Consider the following 20,613-nt stretch of genomic DNA (forward strand, 5'->3'; position numbering starts at 1 on the left):
CCCCTTGCCATGATCAGTGAAACCCAAACCATTCAAGACGATGCGCTCTGGTACAAGGACGCCGTCATCTATCAACTGCACGTCAAGTCCTTCTTCGACTCCAACGGCGACGGCGTCGGCGACCTGCCCGGGCTGATCTCCAAGCTGGACTACATCGCCAGCCTGGGGGTCAACACCATCTGGCTGCTGCCGTTCTATCCCTCGCCGCGCCGCGACGACGGCTACGACATCGCGGACTATCGCGGCGTGCATCCGGACTACGGCACGATTGCCGACGTGCGCAAGATGATCCGCGCGGCGCATGCGCGGGGCTTGCGCGTGATTACGGAACTGGTGGTGAACCATACGTCGGACCAGCATCCCTGGTTCCAGCGCGCGCGCGCCGCCAGGCACGGGTCGGCGGCGCGCAACTTCTACGTCTGGTCGGACAACGACAAGGCCTATGCCGGCACGCGCGTCATCTTCTGCGATACGGAAAAGTCCAACTGGACCTGGGACCCCGTCGCCAACGCCTATTTCTGGCACCGCTTCTATTCGCACCAGCCCGACCTGAACTACGACAATCCGCAGGTCCTGAAGGAAGTGCTGTCCGTGATGCGCTACTGGCTGGACATGGGCGTGGACGGCCTACGGCTAGACGCCGTGCCCTATCTGGTGGAACGGGAGGGCACCAACAACGAGAACCTGCCCGAGACCCACCTGGTGCTCAAGCAGATCCGGGCGGTGATCGAGGCCGAGTACCCCGACCGCCTGCTGCTGGCCGAGGCCAACCAATGGCCGGAAGACGCCCAGGAGTACTTCGGCGTGGGCGACGAATGCCACATGTCGTTCCACTTCCCGCTGATGCCGCGCATGTACATGGCGATCGCCCAGGAAGACCGCTTTCCCATCACCGACATCATCCGGCAGACGCCCGACATCCCTGCCACCTGCCAGTGGGCGATCTTCCTGCGCAACCACGACGAACTCACGCTGGAGATGGTGACCAGCCGCGAACGCGACTACCTCTGGAACGTCTATGCGTCCGAACCGCGCGCCCGCATCAACCTGGGCATCCGCCGGCGGCTGGCCCCGCTGCTGGAACGCGACCGGCGCCGGGTCGAACTGATGAACAGCCTGCTGCTGTCCATGCCCGGCACGCCCGTCCTCTACTACGGCGACGAGCTGGGCATGGGCGACAACGTCCACCTGGGCGACCGGGACGGCGTGCGCACGCCGATGCAGTGGTCGCCAGACCGCAACGGCGGATTCTCGCGGGCCGACCCCGAGCGGCTGCCCCTGCCCGTGCTGATGGGGCCGCTCTACGGCTACGAGGCCGTCAACGTCGAGGCGCAGCAGCGCGACCCGCATTCGCTCCTGAACTGGACCCGCCGCCTGCTCGCCCAGCGCCGCCAAAGCCACGCCTTCGGCCGCGGCGCGCTGCGCTTCATCTTTGCCGGCAACCGCAAGATCCTGGCCTACCTGCGCCAGTGGCAGGACACCACGATCCTGTGCGTGGCCAACCTGTCGAACGCCGCGCAGCCGGTCGAGCTGCACATGCAGGAGTTCGCCGGCCGCGTGCCGGTGGAAATGCTGGGCGGCACGCCGTTTCCGGCCATCGGCGAACTGCCCTACCTGCTGACGCTGCCGCCGTACGCCTTTTACTGGATGGACCTGAGCCTGGACGCCGCGCCGCCCGGCTGGCACGCCACCGCGCCGGCGCAGATGCCCGAGCTGGTCACGCTGGTGCTGCGCTCGCGCGGCGGCGCGGCCCTGACGGATGCCTCGCGCGCCACGCTGGAAAACGAAATCCTGCCCCAGTACCTGGCGCGCCAGCGCTGGTATCCGGGCAAGGAGCCGCCCTCGCGCGCCCGGCTGGCCTACGCCACGCCTTTCTCGTCCGCCGACGGCGAGTACTACTGGGCCGAGATCGAGCCCGAAGACAGCGTGAGCGGCATGCGCGCGCAGGCTCCCTTCGTGCTGGTCTGGGACGAGGCGGCCGCCGTCCAGTACGCCATCGCCCGGGTGCGCCGGGGAGCCGAGGTCGGCATCCTGGCCGACGCCTTCCTGCAGCCGGGCTTCGTCAGGAGCACCCTGAAGGCCATGCAGGCCGGCGCGGAGCTCGATGGCCGCAGCGGCGGCAAGCCCGGCGACAAGCCGGGCGTCATCCGATTCCTTCCCGAAGCGGGCCTGCAGGACGTGGAGATCGCCGACGATGCCGAGATGCACTGGCTGACGGCCGAGCAGTCGAACAGCTCGGTCATCGTGGGCAGCCAGCTGATCCTGAAGCTCATCCGCAGCGTGCAGGCCGGGGCCTCGCCAGAAGCCGAGATGACGCGCTACCTGACGCGCGCCGGCTACGCCAACATTCCCGCCCTGCTGGGCGAAGTGCAGCGCGTGGACGCGGACGGCCTGGTCCATACGCTGGCGATCGCCCATCGCTACGTGGCCAACGAGGGCGACGCCTGGGCCTGGACGCTGGACTATCTGAAGCGCACGCTGGCCAATGCGCTGCTGGTGGGCAGCACCGCGGAAGAGTTCGAGGACAGCCTGCAAGGCTACGCCGTCATGGCCGCCACCATCGGCGAACGCCTGGCGCAGATGCACGCGCTGCTGGCAGCGCCCACCGAGGACCCGGACTTCGCGCCGCGGCCGGCGAGCCAGGCGGATGCCGAGGCCCGCGCCGCGCACATCCAGGGCCTGCTGGACCGCGCCGAGCAAGACCTGCGCGCGCAATTCGACAAGCTTGAGGCGCCCTCCCGGGCAAGCGCGGAATGGTTCTTCGACCACCATGCGCGACTGTCCGCCCGGGTGGCCGACATGGCGCAGGCGGAAGCCGGCACGCTGTGCCTGCGAGTGCATGGCGATTTCCACCTGGGCCAGGTGCTGGTGGCGCAGACCGACGCCTACCTGATCGATTTCGAGGGCGAGCCGATCAGCAGCCTGGAGTCGCGGCGCGCCCTGGCCTCGCCCTACAAGGACGTAGCCGGCATGCTGCGGTCGTTCGACTACGCGGCCGCCTCCATCGCGCGCTCCGACCTGATCGGCGGCGCCCACATGGACGCCAACGCCGGGGCCGACGAAACCCCGGCCGCGCCCGTCGCGCCCGCCGAACAGCGCGACGCGCTGCTGGCCCGCTTCCGGCACCAGGCGTCGGACGCCTTCCTGCAAGGCTATCGGGATGCCCGGGGCACGGAGCTGACGCCCACCGCGGGTGAGGAGGCGACGCTGCTGCTCCTGGCCCAGCTTGAAAAGGCGGCCTACGAGGTCAGCTACGAAGCCGCCCACCGCCCCGACTGGATCTCCATTCCCCTGTGCGCGTTGACCGAATTGGCGCGGAACATCCTGCTTTCAGCGGCCATCGATGCCGAAGGAAAAACGCCATGACCGAAGCGCTCTCCATCCCGACCCTCGCCGCCGCGGGCGACGGCCATGTCGATGCGACGGAGCTCACCGCCCTGGCCTGCGGCCTGCATGACGATCCCTTCGCCGTGCTGGGTCCGCACCACGGCTGGCTGCGCGTGTATGTGCCGGGCGCGCAGGCAGTCGACGTGCTGGACCCCGACGGCGGACGCACGCCGCTGCGCGAACAGGCGCAGGGACTCTATATCGGCCAGGCGCCCAGCGCGCGGCCGGGCGACGGCGCCTCGTACCGGCTGGCGATCCAATGGCCCGGCGCAGACCAGGTCACGGCGGACCCCTACGCCTTCGGCGCCATGCTGGAAGACGCCACGCTGCGCCAATTGGCCGGGGGTTCGTGGCAAGCCGCCGGCGACGCCCTGGGCGCGTGCCTGACCGAGGTGGACGGCGTGGCCGGACTGCGTTGCGCGGTCTGGGCGCCCAACGCGCGCCGCGTCGCCGTGGTGGGCGACTTCAATGGCTGGGACGCCCGCCGCCACGGCATGCGGCTGCGGCACGTCGCGGGCGTCTGGGAGATCTTCATACCCGGCGTGCAGGCCGGCGAACGCTACAAGTTCGCCATCACCGACGGCGCAGGCCGCCAGTTCTTCAAGGCCGATCCGATGGCGCGCCGCTGCGAAGCGGCCCCCGCCACGGCCTCGGTGGTGGACGACCCCGCGCCCTATGCGTGGAAGGACCAGGCCTGGATGCGGGAACGCGGCGAACGCCACTCTCCCGCCGCCCCGCTGTCGATCTACGAAGTGCATGCCGGATCCTGGGTCGCGCGCGACGCGGGGAGCTGCCCCTGGGACCAGCTGGCCGACAAGCTGCCCGCCTACGCGCGCGCCATGGGCTTTACCCACCTGGAGCTCATGCCCATCATGGAGCACCCCTTCGGCGGCTCCTGGGGGTATCAGCCGCTGGGCATGTTTGCGCCGACCGCCGGCCTCGGCCCTCCCGCCGCCTTCGCGCGGTTTGTCGACCGCTGCCACCAGGCCGGCATCGGCGTCATCCTGGACTGGGTGCCCGCGCATTTTCCGGACGACCCACACGGCCTCGCCCGCTTCGACGGCTCGGCGCTGTACGAATACGACGATCCGCGCGAGGGCTATCACCCCGACTGGCACACCATGGTCTACAACCTGGGCCGCACGGAGGTGAAGGCCTTCATGATCGCCAGCGCCATCCACTGGCTGCGGCGCTTTCATATCGACGGACTGCGCGTGGACGCGGTGGCGTCGATGCTGTACCGCGACTACAGCCGCCAGCCGGGCGAATGGATACCGAACCGCTACGGCGGACGGGAGAACCTGGAGGCGGTGCAATTCCTGCAGGAGCTCAACAGCACCGTGCGCGCGGAGTTCCCCGACGCCATCATGGTGGCCGAGGAGTCCACGGCCTGGCCGGGCGTGACGGCCCCCGTGCCGGAAGGCGGCCTGGGGTTCCACTACAAATGGAACATGGGCTGGATGCACGACACGCTGCGCTACCTGCAGCAGGACCCCATCCACCGCCGGCACCATCATCACGACATCACCTTCGGCATGGTGTATGCGTACAGCGAGCGCTTCATCCTGCCGCTCTCGCACGACGAGGTTGTCCATGGCAAGGGGTCGCTGCTGGGCAAGATGCCGGGCGACGCGGCGGCCAGGCTGGCCAACCTGCGCGCCTACCTGGGGTTCATGTGGGCCCATCCGGGCAAGAAGCTGCTGTTCATGGGCGCTGAGCTCGCCCAGCCCGCGGAATGGAACCACGACGCCACGCTGGACTGGAACCTGCTGGACCACCCCGGCCACCAGGGCATGCAGCGCCTGGTGGCCGACCTGAACGCGCTGTACTGCCGCCTGCCCGCCCTGCACGCGCGGGACGCGGACCCCGCGGGCTTTGCCTGGACGATCCTGGACGACCGCGACAACAGCGTCGTCGCGTTCGTCCGCAGCGACGGCCCGACGCAACTGCTGGCGGTGTGCAACTTCACGCCGGTGACCCGCCACGACTACCGCATCGGCGTCCCGCGCGAGGGCCGGTGGGTCGAAACGCTGAACACCGATGCCGCGCATTACGGCGGGTCCGGCCAGGGCAACCAGGGCGGCGCCAGCACCGGCGACATGGCCGCCCATGGCCAGCCGCAAGCCCTTTCCCTCACGCTCCCGCCTCTGGCGACCCTCTACCTGCTACACGAAGGCTGACTCCATGGACCCCTCCCAATTGACGCGCATCAATGGCGGCCAGCCTCATCCGCTAGGCGCGACCAGCGACGGCCTGGGCGTGAACTTCGCGGTCTTTTCCGCGAACGCCACGCGCATCGAACTGTGCCTGTTCGACCCGAAGGGCCGCAAGGAGCTGCGTCGTTTCGACCTGCCCGAGTGCACGGACGAGGTCTGGCACGGCTACCTGCCGGACGCGCAGCCCGGCCTGCTCTACGGCTACCGCGCGCATGGGCCCTACGACCCGCACAACGGCCATCGCTTCAACCCGCACAAGCTGCTGCTGGACCCCTATGCCCGCCAGTTGAGCGGGCCCGTGCACTGGAGCAATGCGCTCTTCGGCTACCGCATGAACCACTCCCGCGGGGATCTCAGCTTTGACCGCCGCGACAGCGCGCCGGCCATGCCCAAGGCGATCGTCGCCGACGACAGCCCCTTCAACTGGGGCAACAGCAAGGCGCCGGGCACGCCCTGGAACGACACCACCATCTACGAGGTCCACCTGCGCGGCGTCTCGATGCAGCGCGAAGACCTGCGCCAGCCCTTGCGCGGCACCTGCGCGGCGCTGGCCGATCCGCGCTTCATCGAACACCTGCAGCGGCTGGGCGTGACCACCGTGGAGCTGCTTCCGGTGTACGCGTACCTGCAGGACCATTTCCTGACCGAGCGCGGGCTGCGCAACTACTGGGGCTACAGCACGCTGTCCTATTTCGCGCCGGAGCCCTCCTATCTGCAGCAGCACCCCAACGAACTGCGCCAGGCGATCCGCCGCCTGCACGCGGGCGGCATCGAGGTCATCCTGGACGTGGTCTACAACCACACCTGCGAAGGCAACGAGATGGGCCCCACGCTGTCCTGGCGCGGGCTGGACAACGCCAGCTACTACCGCCTGATGCCCGGCGAAGAGCGCCACTACATCAACGACACCGGCTGCGGCAACACGGTCAACATGTCGCACCCCCGGGTGCTGCAGATGGTCACGGACTCCTTGCGCTACTGGGCCGGCTCCTATGGCGTGGACGGCTTTCGCTTCGACCTGGGCGTGACCCTGGGACGCGAGGGCAACGGCTACGACCCGGGCGCGGGATTCTTCGACGTGATCCTGCAGGACCCGGTGCTGGCCAGGCTGAAGCTGATTTCCGAACCCTGGGACATCGGCCCGGACGGCTACCAGCTCGGCAACCATCCGCCCGGGTTCGCCGAATGGAACGACAAGTTCCGCGACACCACCCGCCGGTACTGGCGCGGCGACGAAGGCATGCGCGGCGACATGGCGGCCCGCCTTTGCGGTTCGCGCGACCTGTTCGACCGCCGCCATCGCCGTCCCTGGGCCAGCATCAACTATGTGGCCTCGCACGACGGCTTGACCCTGGCGGACATCGTCAGCTACGACGGCAGCCACAACGAGGCGAACGGCGAAGACGGCAATGACGGGCATTCCGAGAACTACAGCCACAACTGGGGCGCCGAAGGCCCGACCGAGGACGCGGAGATCCTGGAAACCCGCGGGCGGGTGCAGCGCGCGCAGCTCGCCAGCCTGCTGCTGTCGGACGGAACGCCGATGATCCTGGCCGGCGACGAATTCGCCAACAGCCAGGAAGGCAACAACAACGCCTACTGCCAGGACAATCCGGTGTCGTGGCTGGACTGGACCCAGGCGCAGAGCGACGCGGGCCGCGCGCTGAGCCGCTACGTGGCGCGCCTGATCGCGCTGCGCCGGGCCCATCCCAGCGTGCGCGGGGCGCGCTATGGCGACGCCAGCCAGGAGCTCAGCCCGGGGGTGGCCGCCATTTCGTGGTTCGACGCAAGCGGCGCGCAACTCGACGCGCCCGCCTGGGAGTCGGAACAGGAGCGCGTCATGGGCCTGCGGCGCGCGGCGCTGCGCGAGGACGGCAGCGTGGACGTGACCCTGCTGCTGATGAACCCCACCCATGAGGCGGTGCCTTTCGCGCTGCCCGAACCTGCCATCGCCTGGATCCGCGAACTGGACTCCGCCACGCAGGCCCCGTCCGCGCCGCTCGCCGAAACGGAGGTGATGGTCGAGGCCCACAGCCTGGTCCTCCTGGCCGCCGCGCAAGTGCCGGGAGACGCGCCATGACCCGGCGCTACTCCTTCGGCGCCGTGCCGCTTGAAAGCGGCGTCACGCGGTTCCGGCTATGGGCCCCCAGCGCGCCGGAGGGCCTGGCGCTGGAGGTCGAGGGGCATTCGCCCATCCCCCTGCGGCCGGACGCCGACGGGTTTGTGGAAGCCGACGTGGATTGTCCGCCGGGCGCCCGCTACCGCTACCGGCTGGACGCCGCCACCACCATCCCCGATCCGGCATCGCGTCTGCAGGACGGCGACGTGCACGGCGACAGCATCGTGGTCGCGCCCGGCGCGTATGACTGGCGCCACCCCGGCTGGACCGGCCGGCCGTGGGAGGAGACGGTGCTGTACGAGGTCCACGCGGGCCTGGCGGGCGGCTATGCGGGGCTGCTTGCCCGGCTGCCGGACCTGGCGTCCATGGGCATCACCATGCTGGAGCTCATGCCCATCGCCGACTTTCCCGGCGAGCGCAACTGGGGCTACGACGGCGTGCTGCCCTACGCGCCGGACACCGCCTACGGCACGCCGGATGAGCTCAAGCGCCTGATCGACAGCGCCCACGGGCTGGGCATGAGCGTGATGCTGGACGTGGTCTACAACCACTTCGGGCCGGACGGCAACTACCTGCCGCGCTACGCCGCGCCCTTCTTCAGGGCGGACGTCGACACCCCCTGGGGCGACGCGATCGACTTCCGCCAGCCCGCCGTCAGCCGCTTCTTCAAGGAGAACGCGCTGTACTGGCTGACCGAGTACCGCTTCGACGGCCTGCGACTGGACGCCGTGCATGCGATCACGGGACACGAATGGCTGCACGAACTGGCCGGGTTTGTGCGCGAAGGCGTCTCGGCCGAGCGCAACGTGCATCTGGTGCTGGAGAACGACGACAACCGCGCCAGCCTGCTGCAAGGCGATTTCGATGCGCAATGGAACGACGACGCCCACCATGTGCTGCACCACCTGCTCACCGGCGAAACGCGGGGCTACTACGCGGATTACTGCGAGGCGCCCGCCCAGGCGCTGGCCCGGTGCCTCGCCGAAGGCTGGCTGTACCAGGGCCAGCCCTCGCCCTACCGCGGCGGCCTGGCGCGAGGCGAACCCTGCGCGACCCTACCGCCCACCGCCTTCGTGCTGTTCCTGCAGAACCACGACCAGACCGGCAACCGCGCGCGCGGCGAGCGCCTGGCCAGCCTGGTGGACAGCCGCCAGCGGCTGCGCGCGGCGGTGGCGCTGCAGCTGCTGGCGCCGCAGATTCCGCTGATCTTCATGGGCGAGGAATCCGGCGCGCGCGCGCCCTTCCTGTACTTCACGAGCCACGCGGACCCGGCGCTGGCGCGAGCCGTGCGCGAAGGCCGGCAACGGGAGTTCTCGGCCTTTCCCGAATTCGCGGGCGATGCGCCGGCGGCGCAACTGCCCGACCCCAACGATCCGGCCACCTATGACGCCAGCAATCCCTGGGCGGGCGCCGAGGACGCCGACGAATGGATGCGCGACTACGCCGCCTTGCTGCAGTTGCGCGCGCGCCTGATCTCGCCCCGGCTTGCGGGCGCGACCAGCCTGGGCGCGGCCGCCATTGGCGAACGCAGCGTCTTTGCCCGCTGGGAACTGGCCGATGGCGCCCGGCTGACCGTCTATGCCAACCTGGGCCCCGAACGCCAGGCCGTGCCCCCGGCGCTGCAGTCCGGCCCGGACCTGTATGCCACCTTGCTGTTCGAGTCGCTGGCCGGCGGCCGCGACGCGCTGGCGCACGGCGAGCTCTGCCCGGACTGCACGGTCTGGCTGTTGGAGGAAGCGGCATGAGCGCCGCCGCCGTCCCCGACAGCGACTTGTCCGCCCTGGCCGCCGAGGCCGGCATCGCGGAACACTGGATCGACGCGCGCCAGCGGCCCCGGCGCCTGTCCGCCGACACGCTGCGGGCGCTGTTGGCGGCGCTGGCCTTGCCATCCGAAAGCGAGCAAGACATCCGCGACAGCCGCCAGCGACTCGCGTCCGAAGCCGGCGACGCGCTGCCGCCCCTGCTGGTGACGCGCAGCCGCGCGCGCACGCCCTTGCCGGGGGCCGCGCATGGCCCGTACCGCATCGTCTGCGAGTCCGGCCGCGTCATCGACGGCAACACCGTGGACGAAGCCGGCGCCGCGCCGTTCCTGGACGCGCCGGACGAGCCCGGCTACCACCGGCTGTCGCTGGCGTCGGGCGACACCGTCCTGGCGGTCGCGCCGCGCCAGGCGCCCGGACTGGCCGAACTGACCGGCGCCAGCGACCCGCGCTGCTGGGGCGTCTGCGCGCAGGTCTACAGCCTGCGCCAGGACGCAAGCGCCGCGCTGCCGCGCACGCACGGCTTCGGGGACTTCGGCGCCCTGCGCGAGCTTGCCGTCGCCGCGGCGGAACAAGGCGCGGATGTGCTGGCCATCAGCCCTGTCCACGCCATGTTCGCCGCGCAGTCCGAGCGTTGCAGCCCGTACGCGCCCTCCAGCCGCCTGTTCCTCAATGTCCTGTACGCCGCTCCCGCCGCGGTGCTGGGCCAGGACGCGCTGGCCCGCGCCCTGGCCGGCATCGAGCCCGCCGAGCTGAGCGCGCTGGACGGACTGGACCTGATCGACTGGCCGGGTGCCGCCGCGCATCGGCTGCATGTGCTGCGCGGCCTGCATCAGCAGTTCGCGGCGGGGGGAGCCGCCGGACTGCGCCAGCGGTATGCGCGATTCTGCGCGGCGCGCGGCCAGGCGCTGCGCGACCACGCCGTGTTCGAGTCGCTTCAGGCGGCGCAGCGCGCGCAAGCCGGCGCGGCGCTGCCGTGGCAGCAATGGCCGGCCGGGCTGCGCGATCCGGCATCGGCCGAGGCCAGGCGCTTTGCGCAAGACCACGCCCTGGAGGTCGACTTCCATCAGTTCGCGCAATGGCTGGCGGCGGAAAGCCTGGCCGCGGCGCACACGGCGGCGCGCGACGCCGGCATGCGGCTGGGGCTGCTTGCCGACCTGGCCGTGGGCGACAGCCCCGACGGCAGCCACGCCTGGAGCCGGCAGGCGGACCTGATGCCGCGCATGGCCATCGGCGCGCCGCCGGACATCTACAACCCCCTGGGGCAGAACTGGGGCTTGACAGCGTTTTCGCCGCGCGCGCTGCGCGTCAACGGCTATGCGGCCTTCATCGACATGCTGCGCGCCAGCCTGGCGCACACCGGCGGATTGCGCATCGACCACATCCTGGGCATGGCGCGGCTGTGGCTGGTGCCGGACGGCGCCGCGCCGGGCGAAGGAGGCTACCTGCGCTATCCGCTGGAAGCCTTGCTGGCGCTGACCGCGCTCGAAGCCTGGCGGCACCGCGCCTTCGCCATTGGCGAGAACCTGGGCACGGTGCCCGAGGGTTTCAACGAGCGCCTGGAGGACAACGGGCTGCTGGGCATGAACGTGCTGTGGTTCATGCGGCAGGAACCGGATGCGTCGGCGGAGCCGGACGCGCCGGCCGAGTTCACCGACCCGGCGGACTGGCCGCGCGAGGCCGCCGCCATGACCACCACGCACGACCTGCCCACCTTGCGCGGCTGGTGGTCGGGACGCGACATCGACTGGCGCGTGAAGCTGGACCTGCTGGGCGCGGACGACGACGAGGCCGCGCTGCGGCGCGGCCGCGAGCTGGACCGGCGCCTGCTCTCGCAAGCGCTCGGCGCCGGCGGCGAGGCGCCGCCCGGCCGGGCGCCGCTCGCCGAGATGCTGCGCTTCGTGGCTTCGGCCCCCTGCCCGCTGCTGCTCGTGCCGATGGAGGACGTCGCCGGCGTGCTGGACCAGCCGAACCTGCCCGGCACCATCGATACGCATCCGAACTGGCGCCAGCGCCTGCCCCTGAGCATACGCGCCACCTTCGCCGACCCGGCCGCGCAAGCGCGCCTGGACGCCGTGCGCGCCACCGGAAGAAAACGCCCATGAGCACACCCCGCGCCACCGCCCGGCTGCAGCTGCACGCGGGCTACACGCTGGACGACGCCTGCGCCCAGGTGGACTATTACGCCGACCTGGGCGTCAGCCACCTGTACCTGTCGCCCATCACGTGCGCGCGCGCCGGCTCCACGCATGGCTACGACGTCACCGACCATGGCGCCGTCAACCCCGAACTGGGCGGCGAGCCTGCCCTGCTGCGCCTGGCGCATGCGGCGCGCGAACGCGGGCTGGGACTGATCGCCGACATCGTGCCCAACCACATGGCGGCGCATCCCTCCAATCCCTGGTGGCGGGACGTGCTCGCCCATGGCGCGGCCAGCGCCTGGTCGCGCCATTTCGACATCGACTGGGAGGCGCCGGACCTCGCGCTGCGGGGCAAGGTGCTCGTGCCGGTGCTGCCCGAAGCCTACGGCGTCTCGCTGGCGCGCGGCGACATCGCGCTGCGGTGCGACGCCGGCCGCGCGCATGTCGAACTGGACGTATCGGGCCAGCGCTATCCGGTCGCCGCCTCGTCGGTCTCGCGCGGCGCCGATCCAGAGGACCTGCTGCGCGAGCATGATGCCGCCCATCCGGCCGGCCGCCAGCGCCTGCACCAGTTGCTGGAACGCCAGCACTACCGGCTGGCATGGTGGCGCGCGGCGCCCGACCAGATCAACTGGCGGCGCTTTTTCGAGATCAGCGAGCTGGTCGGGGTGCGCGTCGAGGAAGACGCCGTGTTCGACGACGTCCACGCGCTGGTCTTGCGCCTTTATGCGCAAGGCGTGCTCGACGGCCTGCGGGTGGACCATATCGACGGGCTGGCGTCGCCGGGCGCCTACCTGCGCCGCCTGTCGCGCTGCCTGGCCGTCGCCGGCGCCAGCCGCCCGCAGGCGCTGCGGCAGGCGCAGCCGTATCTGGTGGTCGAGAAGATCCTGGCCCAGGACGAGCTGCTAGACCCGCGCTGGCTGACGGACGGCACGACGGGCTACGACTTCATGGACCAAGCCGGGGCCCTGCTGCACGCGCCCCAGGGCGTGGCGGCGTTGCGCGCGTTCTGGGACACGCTGGCGGGCGACGCGCGCACGCCGCTGGAACAGTTGCGCGCCGCGCGCGAACGGATGCTGGCCCGGCACTTTCCCGCCGAGCGGCAGGCGCTGGTGCGCAGCCTGGAACGCATCGCCAGGCAGGACGAACGGACGCGCGACTGGAGCGCAAACGCCATCGACCGGGTGCTGACTGCCTGGCTGGCCGCGTTTCCCGTCTATCGCACCTATGCCGAGGACGGCGGACGCAGCCAGGCCGACCAGCGTTGGTGCGCCATCGCCGCCCGGCGCGCCGCCCAGGCCCTGGCCGCGCGCGAGGGTTCCGCGGACGCGATGCTGCTTGCCCAGGTCGACCAATGGCTGGACGGCTCGTCCCCCGCCGCGGACCGCCAGGCGGCCCTGCGCCGCTTCCAGCAATTGACGCCGCCCCTGGCCGCCAAGGCGCTCGAAGACACACTGTTCTACCGTTGGGGCCCGCTGCTGTCGCGCAACGAAGTGGGCGCGTCGCCCGACGGCCCCACGCTGTCGCCCGACGCGTTCCAGGCCTTGTGCGCGGACCGGGCCCGGACGCACCCGCGCGCCATGCTGGCCACGGCCACGCACGATCACAAGCGGGGCGAGGATGCGCGGGCGCGCCTGGCCGTGCTGACGGAGATCCCCGACACGTGGACCCAGGCCGCCGGCCGCTGGCTGGCGGCGCTGCCCGCCGGCGCCGCCCCGACCCGGGCGGACCGCTACCTGCTGCTGCAGACGCTGGTCGGCGCGTGGCCGCCCGAGTGGGGCGCGGAGCAGATCGCGCTGCAGCCGGCCCGGCTCAACGACTGGATCGAGCGCATCGGGCAATGGCAACAGAAGGCCCTGCGCGAAGCCAAGCTGCACACGAGCTGGACCGATCCGGACGCAGGCTATGAAGCGGCCGCGCAGGCCATGCTGGCCTATTTGCGCGACGAGGCCGCGGGCCGCGAACTGCTGGCCGACATCGCCGCCTTTGCCTTGCGCCTGGCGCCGGCAGGCATGATCAACAGCTTCACGCAGACGCTGCTGCGCAACGCCTTGCCCGGCGTGCCCGATCTCTACCAGGGCACGGACCTGTGGGATTTCAGCCTGGTCGATCCCGACAACCGCCGTCCGGTGGACTACCCGTTGCGCGCAACCCTTCTGGCGCAGGCGTCGCGGGGCGTGGGCATGGATCTGTCGGCGGCGGCATGGCGCTCGGGCTCGGTGAAGCAGTCGTTGATCCACCGGCTGCTGACGGCGCGCCAGCGCCTGCCGGGGCCGTCCACCGATGGCGATTGTGTGCGCGTGCCGGCCGAAGGCGCGCAGGCCTCTCACGCGCTGGCCTTCTTGCGCCGGCACGACGGACAGCACGCGCTGATCGTCGCCTCCCGCCTCTGCGCCCGGCAACTGGCCGGCTATGCCGAGGACGACGCCGCGGGCGCGCGCGCATTCTGGGCGGACACGGTGCTTCGCCTGCCCGAGGACAACACCCGGCCCACCCTGCACGACGCCTTGACGGGCCGCCGCTTGCGCACGCGGGCCGACGGTTGCCTGCTGCTGTCCGAAGCGCTGCGGGACGGTCCGGCTGCCCTGTGCCTGGCCGTCGCGCCCTGAGCGGCATGCGGGAATGCAAACGGCCACGTCCGCGCCACGGCAGGGGCGCGAACATGGCCGTCAACGCCTGCGCTGCCGGTCTACCGGCTTAGCGCGCAGGCAGCGCGTCAGCGCTGGGTCTTGTTTTCTTGGCCAGGACTCTGGCCCGGCTGATTGCGGTCCTTCTCCATTTGCTGGCCAGATTGACCGGGTTGCTGTTGACCCGGGGACTGGCGGTCCTTCGGGTTTTCCTGGGTCTGCTGCTTTTGGGGTTGCTTTTGTTGGTCGGGTTGGTTCGGATTGGCCATTGCAAGTCTCCTAGTAGGCGGAAGGATTCCGCTGAACCATACAGAGCAACTGGCGTGCCCAAGGCCGCGCGCCGCGCGCGGACCCCGGCAGATTCCCGGGGACGGACCCCGCCTCGGCAAATCCCGCAACGTCGGTAAAAACTGCGCTTGAGCCCAAGGGGCTAGAGGATCGCGCCATGGCGGGCGGGATACGCGGACTCCGCGTCCTTCGCGCCGCTCCCGAAGGCCTCCAGCCAGGAGGAGGCGTAGCTGGCGGGCGCGGCCAGCGGCTCGCCGCCATCGCGCTGCGTGCGCAGGCGGACCATCAATGCGTCCAGCGGCATGGGGCGGCCCAGGGCAAAACCCTGTCCATAGCGGCAGCCCGCGGCGCGCAGGGCGGGAATATCGGCCACGTTCTCCACCCCTTCCGCCACCACGCGCCAGCCCAGGCGCGTCGCCAGTTCGGCCGCGGTGCGCAGGACTTCGAACGCCACGGCGCTGCGGCGCATGCGCGTCACGAAATACTGGTCGATCTTCACTTCGGACAATGGGATGGCGGACAGCAGCTTCAGGGACGCATAGCCGGTGCCGAAATCGTCCAGGCTGACCTCGCAGCCGGCCTCCTCCAGCCGCAAGAGCGACGCGCGCAGCACCTCCAGTTCGCGGATAGGCTGGTCCTCGGTCAACTCCACCCGCACCAGCGACGCGGGCAGCTCCGCGGCGTAGATGCGGTCCAGCAGGAATTCCACCGAGCGCTGGTCCGACAGCGTGGTGGCCGGCGCGTTGATCGCCACTGGCACCGCGATGCCGGCGCGCCGCAGCGTCAGCAGCGCGTCGATGACCCGGACACAGACACGCTCAAAAAAGGCCCTGTCCAGTCCAAGGCGGTTGACCGCCGGGATGAACTCGGCCGGCATGACGAGACCCAGCCGGGGATGCTGCCACCGCGCCAAGGCTTCCGCGGACACGATCCTGCCCGTGAGCAGGTCCACCTGCGGCTGAAACAGCACGCGCAAGCCATCCTTTCCCATGACCATGGCGGCGATGTCTTCATCGCTCGCCGCCGGGTTCGGGCAAGCCTGTGTATTCGGCATCATGTCTATGCTCCTCGCGTGCCTCGGGTTACGGCCTGCGCTGTCCGGGCGCAGAAAAAGGCAGATGGGACATGAATATTCCGGGCCACCGTGTGCGGCTTTTCGGGTGTGGTCGGGCAATTCTGCGCGCTTGTCGGCATAAAGTCACACATATGTAACCACCCGTATTAAGGTGCGCGGAATCATGTGCCGCGCGCACCGTGGACGCCGCCCTCTCCGCCCGCGAAAAACGCCTTGTCGACATGGTAGGGTTTGCGTCTTTCGCCCAATCCAGGGCGCAACCCGCCGACTCTCTACTCGCGTGACGAACCTGCTTACCCGTTGGCGCGCATCCCTGCGCAATGTGCTGTGGCTCGACGCCCTGCAAGCCGCCGCCATCAGCGCCGCGCCCGTCATCCTGGCCGTGCTGGCGCACGAGCCCCGGCTGGGGTGGACCGCCATCGCCGCGTTCTGGGCCTGCTTCGGCGACCCGGGCGGCCCCTTGCGCCAGCGCGCGGGCTCCATGCTGGCCCTGGGCCTGATCGGCGCCCTGTTCTGCTTCCTGGCCAGCGCCAGCGCCGCGCACCTGTGGCTGCTGCTGCCGCTGACCTTCGCCTGCTGCACCTTCGGCGGCCTGCTGCGCGTGCTGGGTCCGGCCGCGGCCATCGTCGGCACCCTGCTGTCGGCCGGCTTCGTCGTGGCCGCCGAACTGCCGGCCCCCACCCTGGCGGAAAGCCTGTCCTACACGCTGTTCTTCCTGGCGGGCGCGGTGTGGGCCATCCTCATGACGGCGCTGGTGTGGCGGCGCCGCCCCTGGAAGGACGCGACCCATGCCGTCGCGCATTGCTACCGCGGCCTGGCGGATTTTGCCGACGCGCTGGCCCGCATGTATTCCGGCCTGACGCCCGCCGGCGGCCCACAGGCCTGGAGCGCCGTCACCCGGCCCCAGCGCAGCGCCCAGCGCGCCGCGCTGGAACTGGCGCGCGGACGGATCCGCGAAGTGCAGGACGCGCGTCCGTCGCGGCGGGCCCGCGCCCATCAGCTGCTCTATCTGCTGGACAGCGCCGAAGACAGCTTCATTGCGCTGGTGGCCGCCGCCGACCTGCTGGAATCGAACGCGCCGCGCTGGCTCGGCCGCAGCGCCGGCGCGCACCTTTCGCACGCGATGCACCACTACGCCAGCGTCTGCAACGCCATCGCCAGCACCTCCGACATCAACGACGCCAAGCAGGCGGAATGCCTGCGCGAACGGCTGGCGCACTACGGCGCCGGCCTGCACGACCTGCGCGGCGGCGCGATGGCGTATGCGCCGGACCTTGCCGCCATGGTGCCGGTGCTGGACCGCCTGCTGCATAACGCCCAGGCCGTCATGCAGTCCCTGTTCGACCAGGGCGCCGCGCCCGCGGCGCCCGCGCAAAGCCGGCTCGGCCCGAGCCGCGCGCGCCAGGCCTGGCGCACCCTGAGCCAGAACCTGGGCTTCGAGTCCGACGCTTTCCGCCACGCCCTGCGCGTGGGCATCGGCGCCACCATCGCCGTCGCCCTATCCAAGACCTTCGCCGTCAATCACGGGTATTGGATGTCGCTGACGCTGGTCTTCGTCCTGCAGCCCTATTTCGCGACCACCTGGCAGCGCACGCTGGAGCGCGTGACGGGCAGCGTGGCCGGCGCCGTCGGCGCTTCGCTGCTGGGGCTGGTGCTGAGCACGCCCCTGTCCGTGGCTTTGGCGGTGCTACCGATCGCGCTGGGCACCTTTGCCGCCCGCACCATCCACTACGCGCTCTTCACCTTCTTCCTGACCTCGCAGTTCGTCCTGGTCAGCCATATCCAGCAACCCGAGATCTACGAACCCATGCTGGCCGCGCTGCGCGCCTTCAACAGCGTGCTGGGCGGCATCCTGGCGCTGCTGGTGGGCGTACTGGTCTGGCCTGAAAAAGAACCCCGGCAACTGGCCGGCGCCCTGGCGCGGGCGCTGGAGCGCCACGCCGACTACACGCTCGCGCTGATCCAGGAAAAAAGCGGCGGCGGCGAGGCGCCACAGGACATCGTGGGCCTGCGCCGGCTGGCCTGCCTGTCGGCGGACAATGCCGAGGCCTCGCTGCAGCGGCTGCAGCAGAACCCGGTGCATCGCGACCGCAACGTCGACACCGCCATGAACCTGCTCAGCGCCATGCGGCGCATCACCGCCGCGGGCACCGTGCTGGAGATCCAGCCGGCCCTGCCCGCGGATTCGCCGGCCGCGCCCGCACTGCGCGACTACGGAACGGCGCTCGCGCAGGCGCTGCATGAGCAGGAGTCCGCGCCCGGCCACGGCGCGCGCCCGCTCGCTGTTCCCGCCGCCATCGGCGCGGCCGATCCGGCGCTCGCCGCGCCGCTGGACCGCATCGCGCAGCAGGCGCGCCAGATCAGGCAGCTGCGCGAGCGGGTGCAAAGAGAGCAGCCGCCGCAATAGCCGCCGCGCTTGCGCCAGCCCCGGAAAACCGTGGCCTGCTTGATGCGCGTCAATGGCCGGGCCTGCGTAAAGCGCAACCATATGCACATGGAACGCTTTTGCCTGAGGAGGCCGCCATGTATCGCCGCATTTCCGTACACCTGGACCACGGGTTCGACTGCAAGCGCCGCACCGAGCTGGCGCTGGCGCTGGCCAAGCGCCACAAGGCCGAACTGGTCGGCATCTATGCCAGTTCCGCCCCGCCGCAGTATTACTACGGCGAATCGGTGTTGATGTCCCGCACGCTCAGCGTCATGAAGGATTTGCAGGCGCAGAGCCGCGGCGCGGTGCAGAACGCGTTCCTGGAAGCGGCGGCCGCCGCCGACGTGCCGGCCATCGTGCGCGCCAGCGAATCCTCGCCCAGCGCCACCGTCGCGCTGCATGGCCGCGCCAGCGACCTGATCATCGTCAGCCAGCAGAACCGGGAGGACGTCGAGGCCGCCCACGAAAACGAGTTCGTCGAGCAGGCCCTGCTGTCGGCCGGCCGCCCCGTCATGGTGCTGCCGTCCAGCGGACAGTTCCCCGTCGTCGGCGACCGCGTCATGCTGTGCTGGGACGGCAGCCGCGAAGCCGCCCGCGCGCTGGCCGATGCCGCGCCGCTTCTGCGCGCCGCCTCGCACCTGGTCGTGCTGACCATGGACGAAGGCGCCGCAACCCGCAACGCCGAGGCGATCCCCTTCGAAGACCTGGTCACGTACTTCGTCGCCCACGGCATGCCGGCGCCGGACCACGTGCGCCGCGACATCAAGGGCGTGGGAGTCGGCAGCACCATCCTCAATGCGGCCGCCGACCACAGCGCCGACCTCATCGTCATGGGCGCCTACGGCCACAGCAAGTTCCGCGAATGGGCCATGGGCGGCGCCACCGCATCCATCCTCAAGAGCATGACGGTGCCCATCATGTTCTCGCACTGACGCGGCGCGGGCGGCTAGAACCCCATCCACACGCCGTCGTGGTTGGGGTCCGCGCCGCCGTCCAGCCCGTTTCCGGTCACGCGGATGCCATGCACGGAGGCAAAGCCGTACTTGCGCACTTCGCGGATGACCTGATAGCCCAGGCCCTCCAGTTCCGCCGAGGTCCGAAAGCCGATGCGGTTGGCGATGTCGATCGGATTGCCGGTAGCCGAGAAGCGCGGAGCGCTGACGGCCTCGGTCATCGTCATGCCGAACTCCACCACGTTCAGGATCGCCTGCATCACGCCCATGACGATCTGCGTGGCGCCCGGCGCGCCGATCACCAGGGCCGGCCTGCCGTCCTTGAACAGGATGGACGGACACATCGAGCTGAAGCGCGACTTGCCCGGCGCGATCGAGCCCGCGCGGCCCGGCCGGGGGTCGAACTGCGCCATGCAGCCGTTGTACATGAAGCCCAGCCCCGGCGTGATGACGCCCGACGGCAGCCCCAGCGAATGCGTCATCGACACGCATCCGCCCCACTGGTCCACCACGCTGACCTGGGTGGTGTCCTTGGACGGCTTGCCGCTGTTGAGCCTGGGCACATCGCGCTTGACGCCGCGGCGGATCTCGTCGGCCGCCGCCCGCGCATATTCCCCCGAGAGCAGCATCTCGACCGGCACGTCGAAGAAGTCCGGATCGCCGATATGGCTGTCCTTGTCCGCCGACGCGCGCTTCATGGCCTCGGCGACCACGCGGATGTACTCGACCGAGTTATGCCCCAGCGCCCGCAGGTCGAAATGCTCCAGCACGTTCAGCATCTGCAGCAGCATCAGGCCGCCGCCGGGCGGATGATTGGTCGTCACCTCGTAGCCGCGGAAGGCGCCGCGCAGGGGCTCGTGGCGGCGCACTTCATACGCCGCCAGGTCTTCCCGCGACAGCAGCCCGCCATGCGCGCGCACATCGTCCGCCATGCGTTCGGCGAGTTCGCCGTGGTAGAAGGTGTCCGCCCCGTGCCGCGCAATATGCCGCAGCACCTCGGCATAGTCGGCATTGACCACCAGGTCGTTCACGTGCTTGGGCGCGCCGTCCTCGCGGCAGTACAGCTTGCGCCCGTCCTCTGAAAAAAGCAGGCGGGCGGAATGCGGCGTGTGCCCCAGTTCGGCCGGCATCGACCAGAACTCCTCGACGTGCGGGCGCACCCGCCAGCCGCGCGCCGCCCAGTCGATGGCGGGGGCCACCACGTCGGCCCAGGGCAGCTTGCCGAAGTCGCGCTGCGCTTCGTGGAAGGCCTTGAGCGAGCCCGGCGTGGCGATGGACTGGTAGCCCAGTTCGTTGATGTGGTCTTTCAGGATGAAGCCGAATCCGTCGCGGGCCTCGCCCTCCAGGGCGTGCAGCCACATGTCGGCCCGCGCCGCGCGCGGGGCGCGGGCGTGGAAATCCAGATAGGCATGCGTCTGGCCGGGCAGGTACACGGCCATGCTGCCGAAGCCCGCGATGCCATTCATCAGCGGGTCCACCACGGTCTGCACCAGGGCCGTGGCCACGGCGGCGTCCACCGCGTTGCCGCCGGCGCGCAGGATCTCGATGCCGGCGTCGGCCGCTTCCGGCTGCGGCGCGCACACCATCGACGTGAGTTTGTTCATGCTGTTCTCCATTCG

Annotated in this window: 11 protein-coding genes; 8 read left to right on the forward strand and 3 right to left on the reverse strand. The window is 70.5% G+C overall.

Annotated elements, in window-relative coordinates:
• Window positions 1-9 precede the first annotated feature (9 nt).
• From treS to treY, 6 genes are read left to right on the forward strand one after another with little or no spacing between them, the layout of a single operon-like run.
• Window positions 10-3,366, forward strand: a complete 3,357-nt coding sequence (gene treS / locus ACFWP0_RS04105; protein WP_377839877.1) for a maltose alpha-D-glucosyltransferase — start codon at window positions 10-12, stop codon at window positions 3,364-3,366.
• Window positions 3,363-5,567: a 1,4-alpha-glucan branching protein GlgB gene (gene glgB / locus ACFWP0_RS04110; protein WP_377839878.1), complete on the forward strand. Its 2,205-nt coding sequence runs from the start codon at window positions 3,363-3,365 to the stop codon at window positions 5,565-5,567. Before treS ends, glgB begins: the two co-directional genes overlap by 4 nt.
• Before the next feature lie 4 nt (window positions 5,568-5,571).
• Window positions 5,572-7,683 (forward strand): glycogen debranching protein GlgX, encoded by a 2,112-nt coding sequence (gene glgX / locus ACFWP0_RS04115; protein ID WP_377839879.1) that lies wholly within the window; start codon window positions 5,572-5,574, stop codon window positions 7,681-7,683.
• A complete protein-coding gene (gene treZ, locus ACFWP0_RS04120) occupies window positions 7,680-9,467 on the forward strand; it encodes a malto-oligosyltrehalose trehalohydrolase (RefSeq protein ID WP_377839881.1) in 1,788 nt (595 codons plus the stop codon). The genes glgX and treZ overlap by 4 nt, the downstream gene beginning before the upstream one ends.
• Window positions 9,464-11,587 (forward strand): 4-alpha-glucanotransferase, encoded by a 2,124-nt coding sequence (gene malQ, locus ACFWP0_RS04125; protein WP_377839882.1) that lies wholly within the window; start codon window positions 9,464-9,466, stop codon window positions 11,585-11,587. Before treZ ends, malQ begins: the two co-directional genes overlap by 4 nt.
• The gene (treY, locus tag ACFWP0_RS04130) at window positions 11,584-14,232 is read left to right on the forward strand and encodes a malto-oligosyltrehalose synthase (protein ID WP_377839883.1); all 2,649 of its coding nucleotides are present in this window, start codon (window positions 11,584-11,586) and stop codon (window positions 14,230-14,232) included. The genes malQ and treY overlap by 4 nt, the downstream gene beginning before the upstream one ends.
• 107 nt (window positions 14,233-14,339) lie before the next feature.
• On the opposite strand, the gene ACFWP0_RS04135 is transcribed toward treY, so the two are convergent.
• Both ACFWP0_RS04135 and ACFWP0_RS04140 read right to left on the reverse strand, forming a co-directional pair.
• The gene (locus tag ACFWP0_RS04135) at window positions 14,340-14,519 is read right to left on the reverse strand and encodes a hypothetical protein (protein ID WP_377839884.1); all 180 of its coding nucleotides are present in this window, start codon (window positions 14,517-14,519) and stop codon (window positions 14,340-14,342) included.
• Between the two features lie 161 nt (window positions 14,520-14,680).
• A complete protein-coding gene (locus ACFWP0_RS04140) occupies window positions 14,681-15,595 on the reverse strand; it encodes an EAL domain-containing protein (protein WP_377839885.1) in 915 nt (304 codons plus the stop codon).
• Between the two features lie 298 nt (window positions 15,596-15,893).
• Here ACFWP0_RS04140 and ACFWP0_RS04145 point away from each other — a divergent pair, with 298 nt between their 5' ends.
• Together ACFWP0_RS04145 and ACFWP0_RS04150 are read left to right on the forward strand one after the other, a co-directional pair.
• Window positions 15,894-18,020, forward strand: coding sequence for an FUSC family protein (locus ACFWP0_RS04145; RefSeq protein ID WP_377839886.1), 2,127 nt, complete (start codon window positions 15,894-15,896; stop codon window positions 18,018-18,020).
• Window positions 18,021-18,136: 116 nt separating this feature from the next.
• Window positions 18,137-18,973: a universal stress protein gene (locus ACFWP0_RS04150; RefSeq protein WP_377839889.1), complete on the forward strand. Its 837-nt coding sequence runs from the start codon at window positions 18,137-18,139 to the stop codon at window positions 18,971-18,973.
• A gap of 14 nt (window positions 18,974-18,987) precedes the next feature.
• Here ACFWP0_RS04150 and ggt read toward each other — a convergent pair whose 3' ends face one another.
• The gene (gene ggt, locus ACFWP0_RS04155; protein WP_377839890.1) at window positions 18,988-20,598 is read right to left on the reverse strand and encodes a gamma-glutamyltransferase; all 1,611 of its coding nucleotides are present in this window, start codon (window positions 20,596-20,598) and stop codon (window positions 18,988-18,990) included.
• Window positions 20,599-20,613 lie beyond the last annotated feature (15 nt).

The sequence above is a fragment of the Achromobacter sp. NPDC058515 genome (assembly GCF_042721735.1).
Lineage (GTDB): Bacteria > Pseudomonadota > Gammaproteobacteria > Burkholderiales > Burkholderiaceae_B > Achromobacter.

Excerpts from the sequence above, each read along its gene's own strand:
- treS (WP_377839877.1), top strand. The coding sequence starts at position 10 with ATGATCAGTGAAACCCAAACCATTCAAGACGATGCGCTCTGGTACAAG.
- glgB (WP_377839878.1), top strand. The coding sequence starts at position 3,363 with ATGACCGAAGCGCTCTCCATCCCGACCCTCGCCGCCGCGGGCGACGGC.
- glgX (WP_377839879.1), top strand. The coding sequence starts at position 5,572 with ATGGACCCCTCCCAATTGACGCGCATCAATGGCGGCCAGCCTCATCCG.
- treZ (WP_377839881.1), top strand. The coding sequence starts at position 7,680 with ATGACCCGGCGCTACTCCTTCGGCGCCGTGCCGCTTGAAAGCGGCGTC.
- malQ (WP_377839882.1), top strand. The coding sequence starts at position 9,464 with ATGAGCGCCGCCGCCGTCCCCGACAGCGACTTGTCCGCCCTGGCCGCC.
- treY (WP_377839883.1), top strand. The coding sequence starts at position 11,584 with ATGAGCACACCCCGCGCCACCGCCCGGCTGCAGCTGCACGCGGGCTAC.
- ACFWP0_RS04135 (WP_377839884.1), bottom strand. The coding sequence starts at position 14,519 with ATGGCCAATCCGAACCAACCCGACCAACAAAAGCAACCCCAAAAGCAG.
- ACFWP0_RS04140 (WP_377839885.1), bottom strand. The coding sequence starts at position 15,595 with ATGATGCCGAATACACAGGCTTGCCCGAACCCGGCGGCGAGCGATGAA.
- ACFWP0_RS04150 (WP_377839889.1), top strand. The coding sequence starts at position 18,137 with ATGTATCGCCGCATTTCCGTACACCTGGACCACGGGTTCGACTGCAAG.
- ggt (WP_377839890.1), bottom strand. The coding sequence starts at position 20,598 with ATGAACAAACTCACGTCGATGGTGTGCGCGCCGCAGCCGGAAGCGGCC.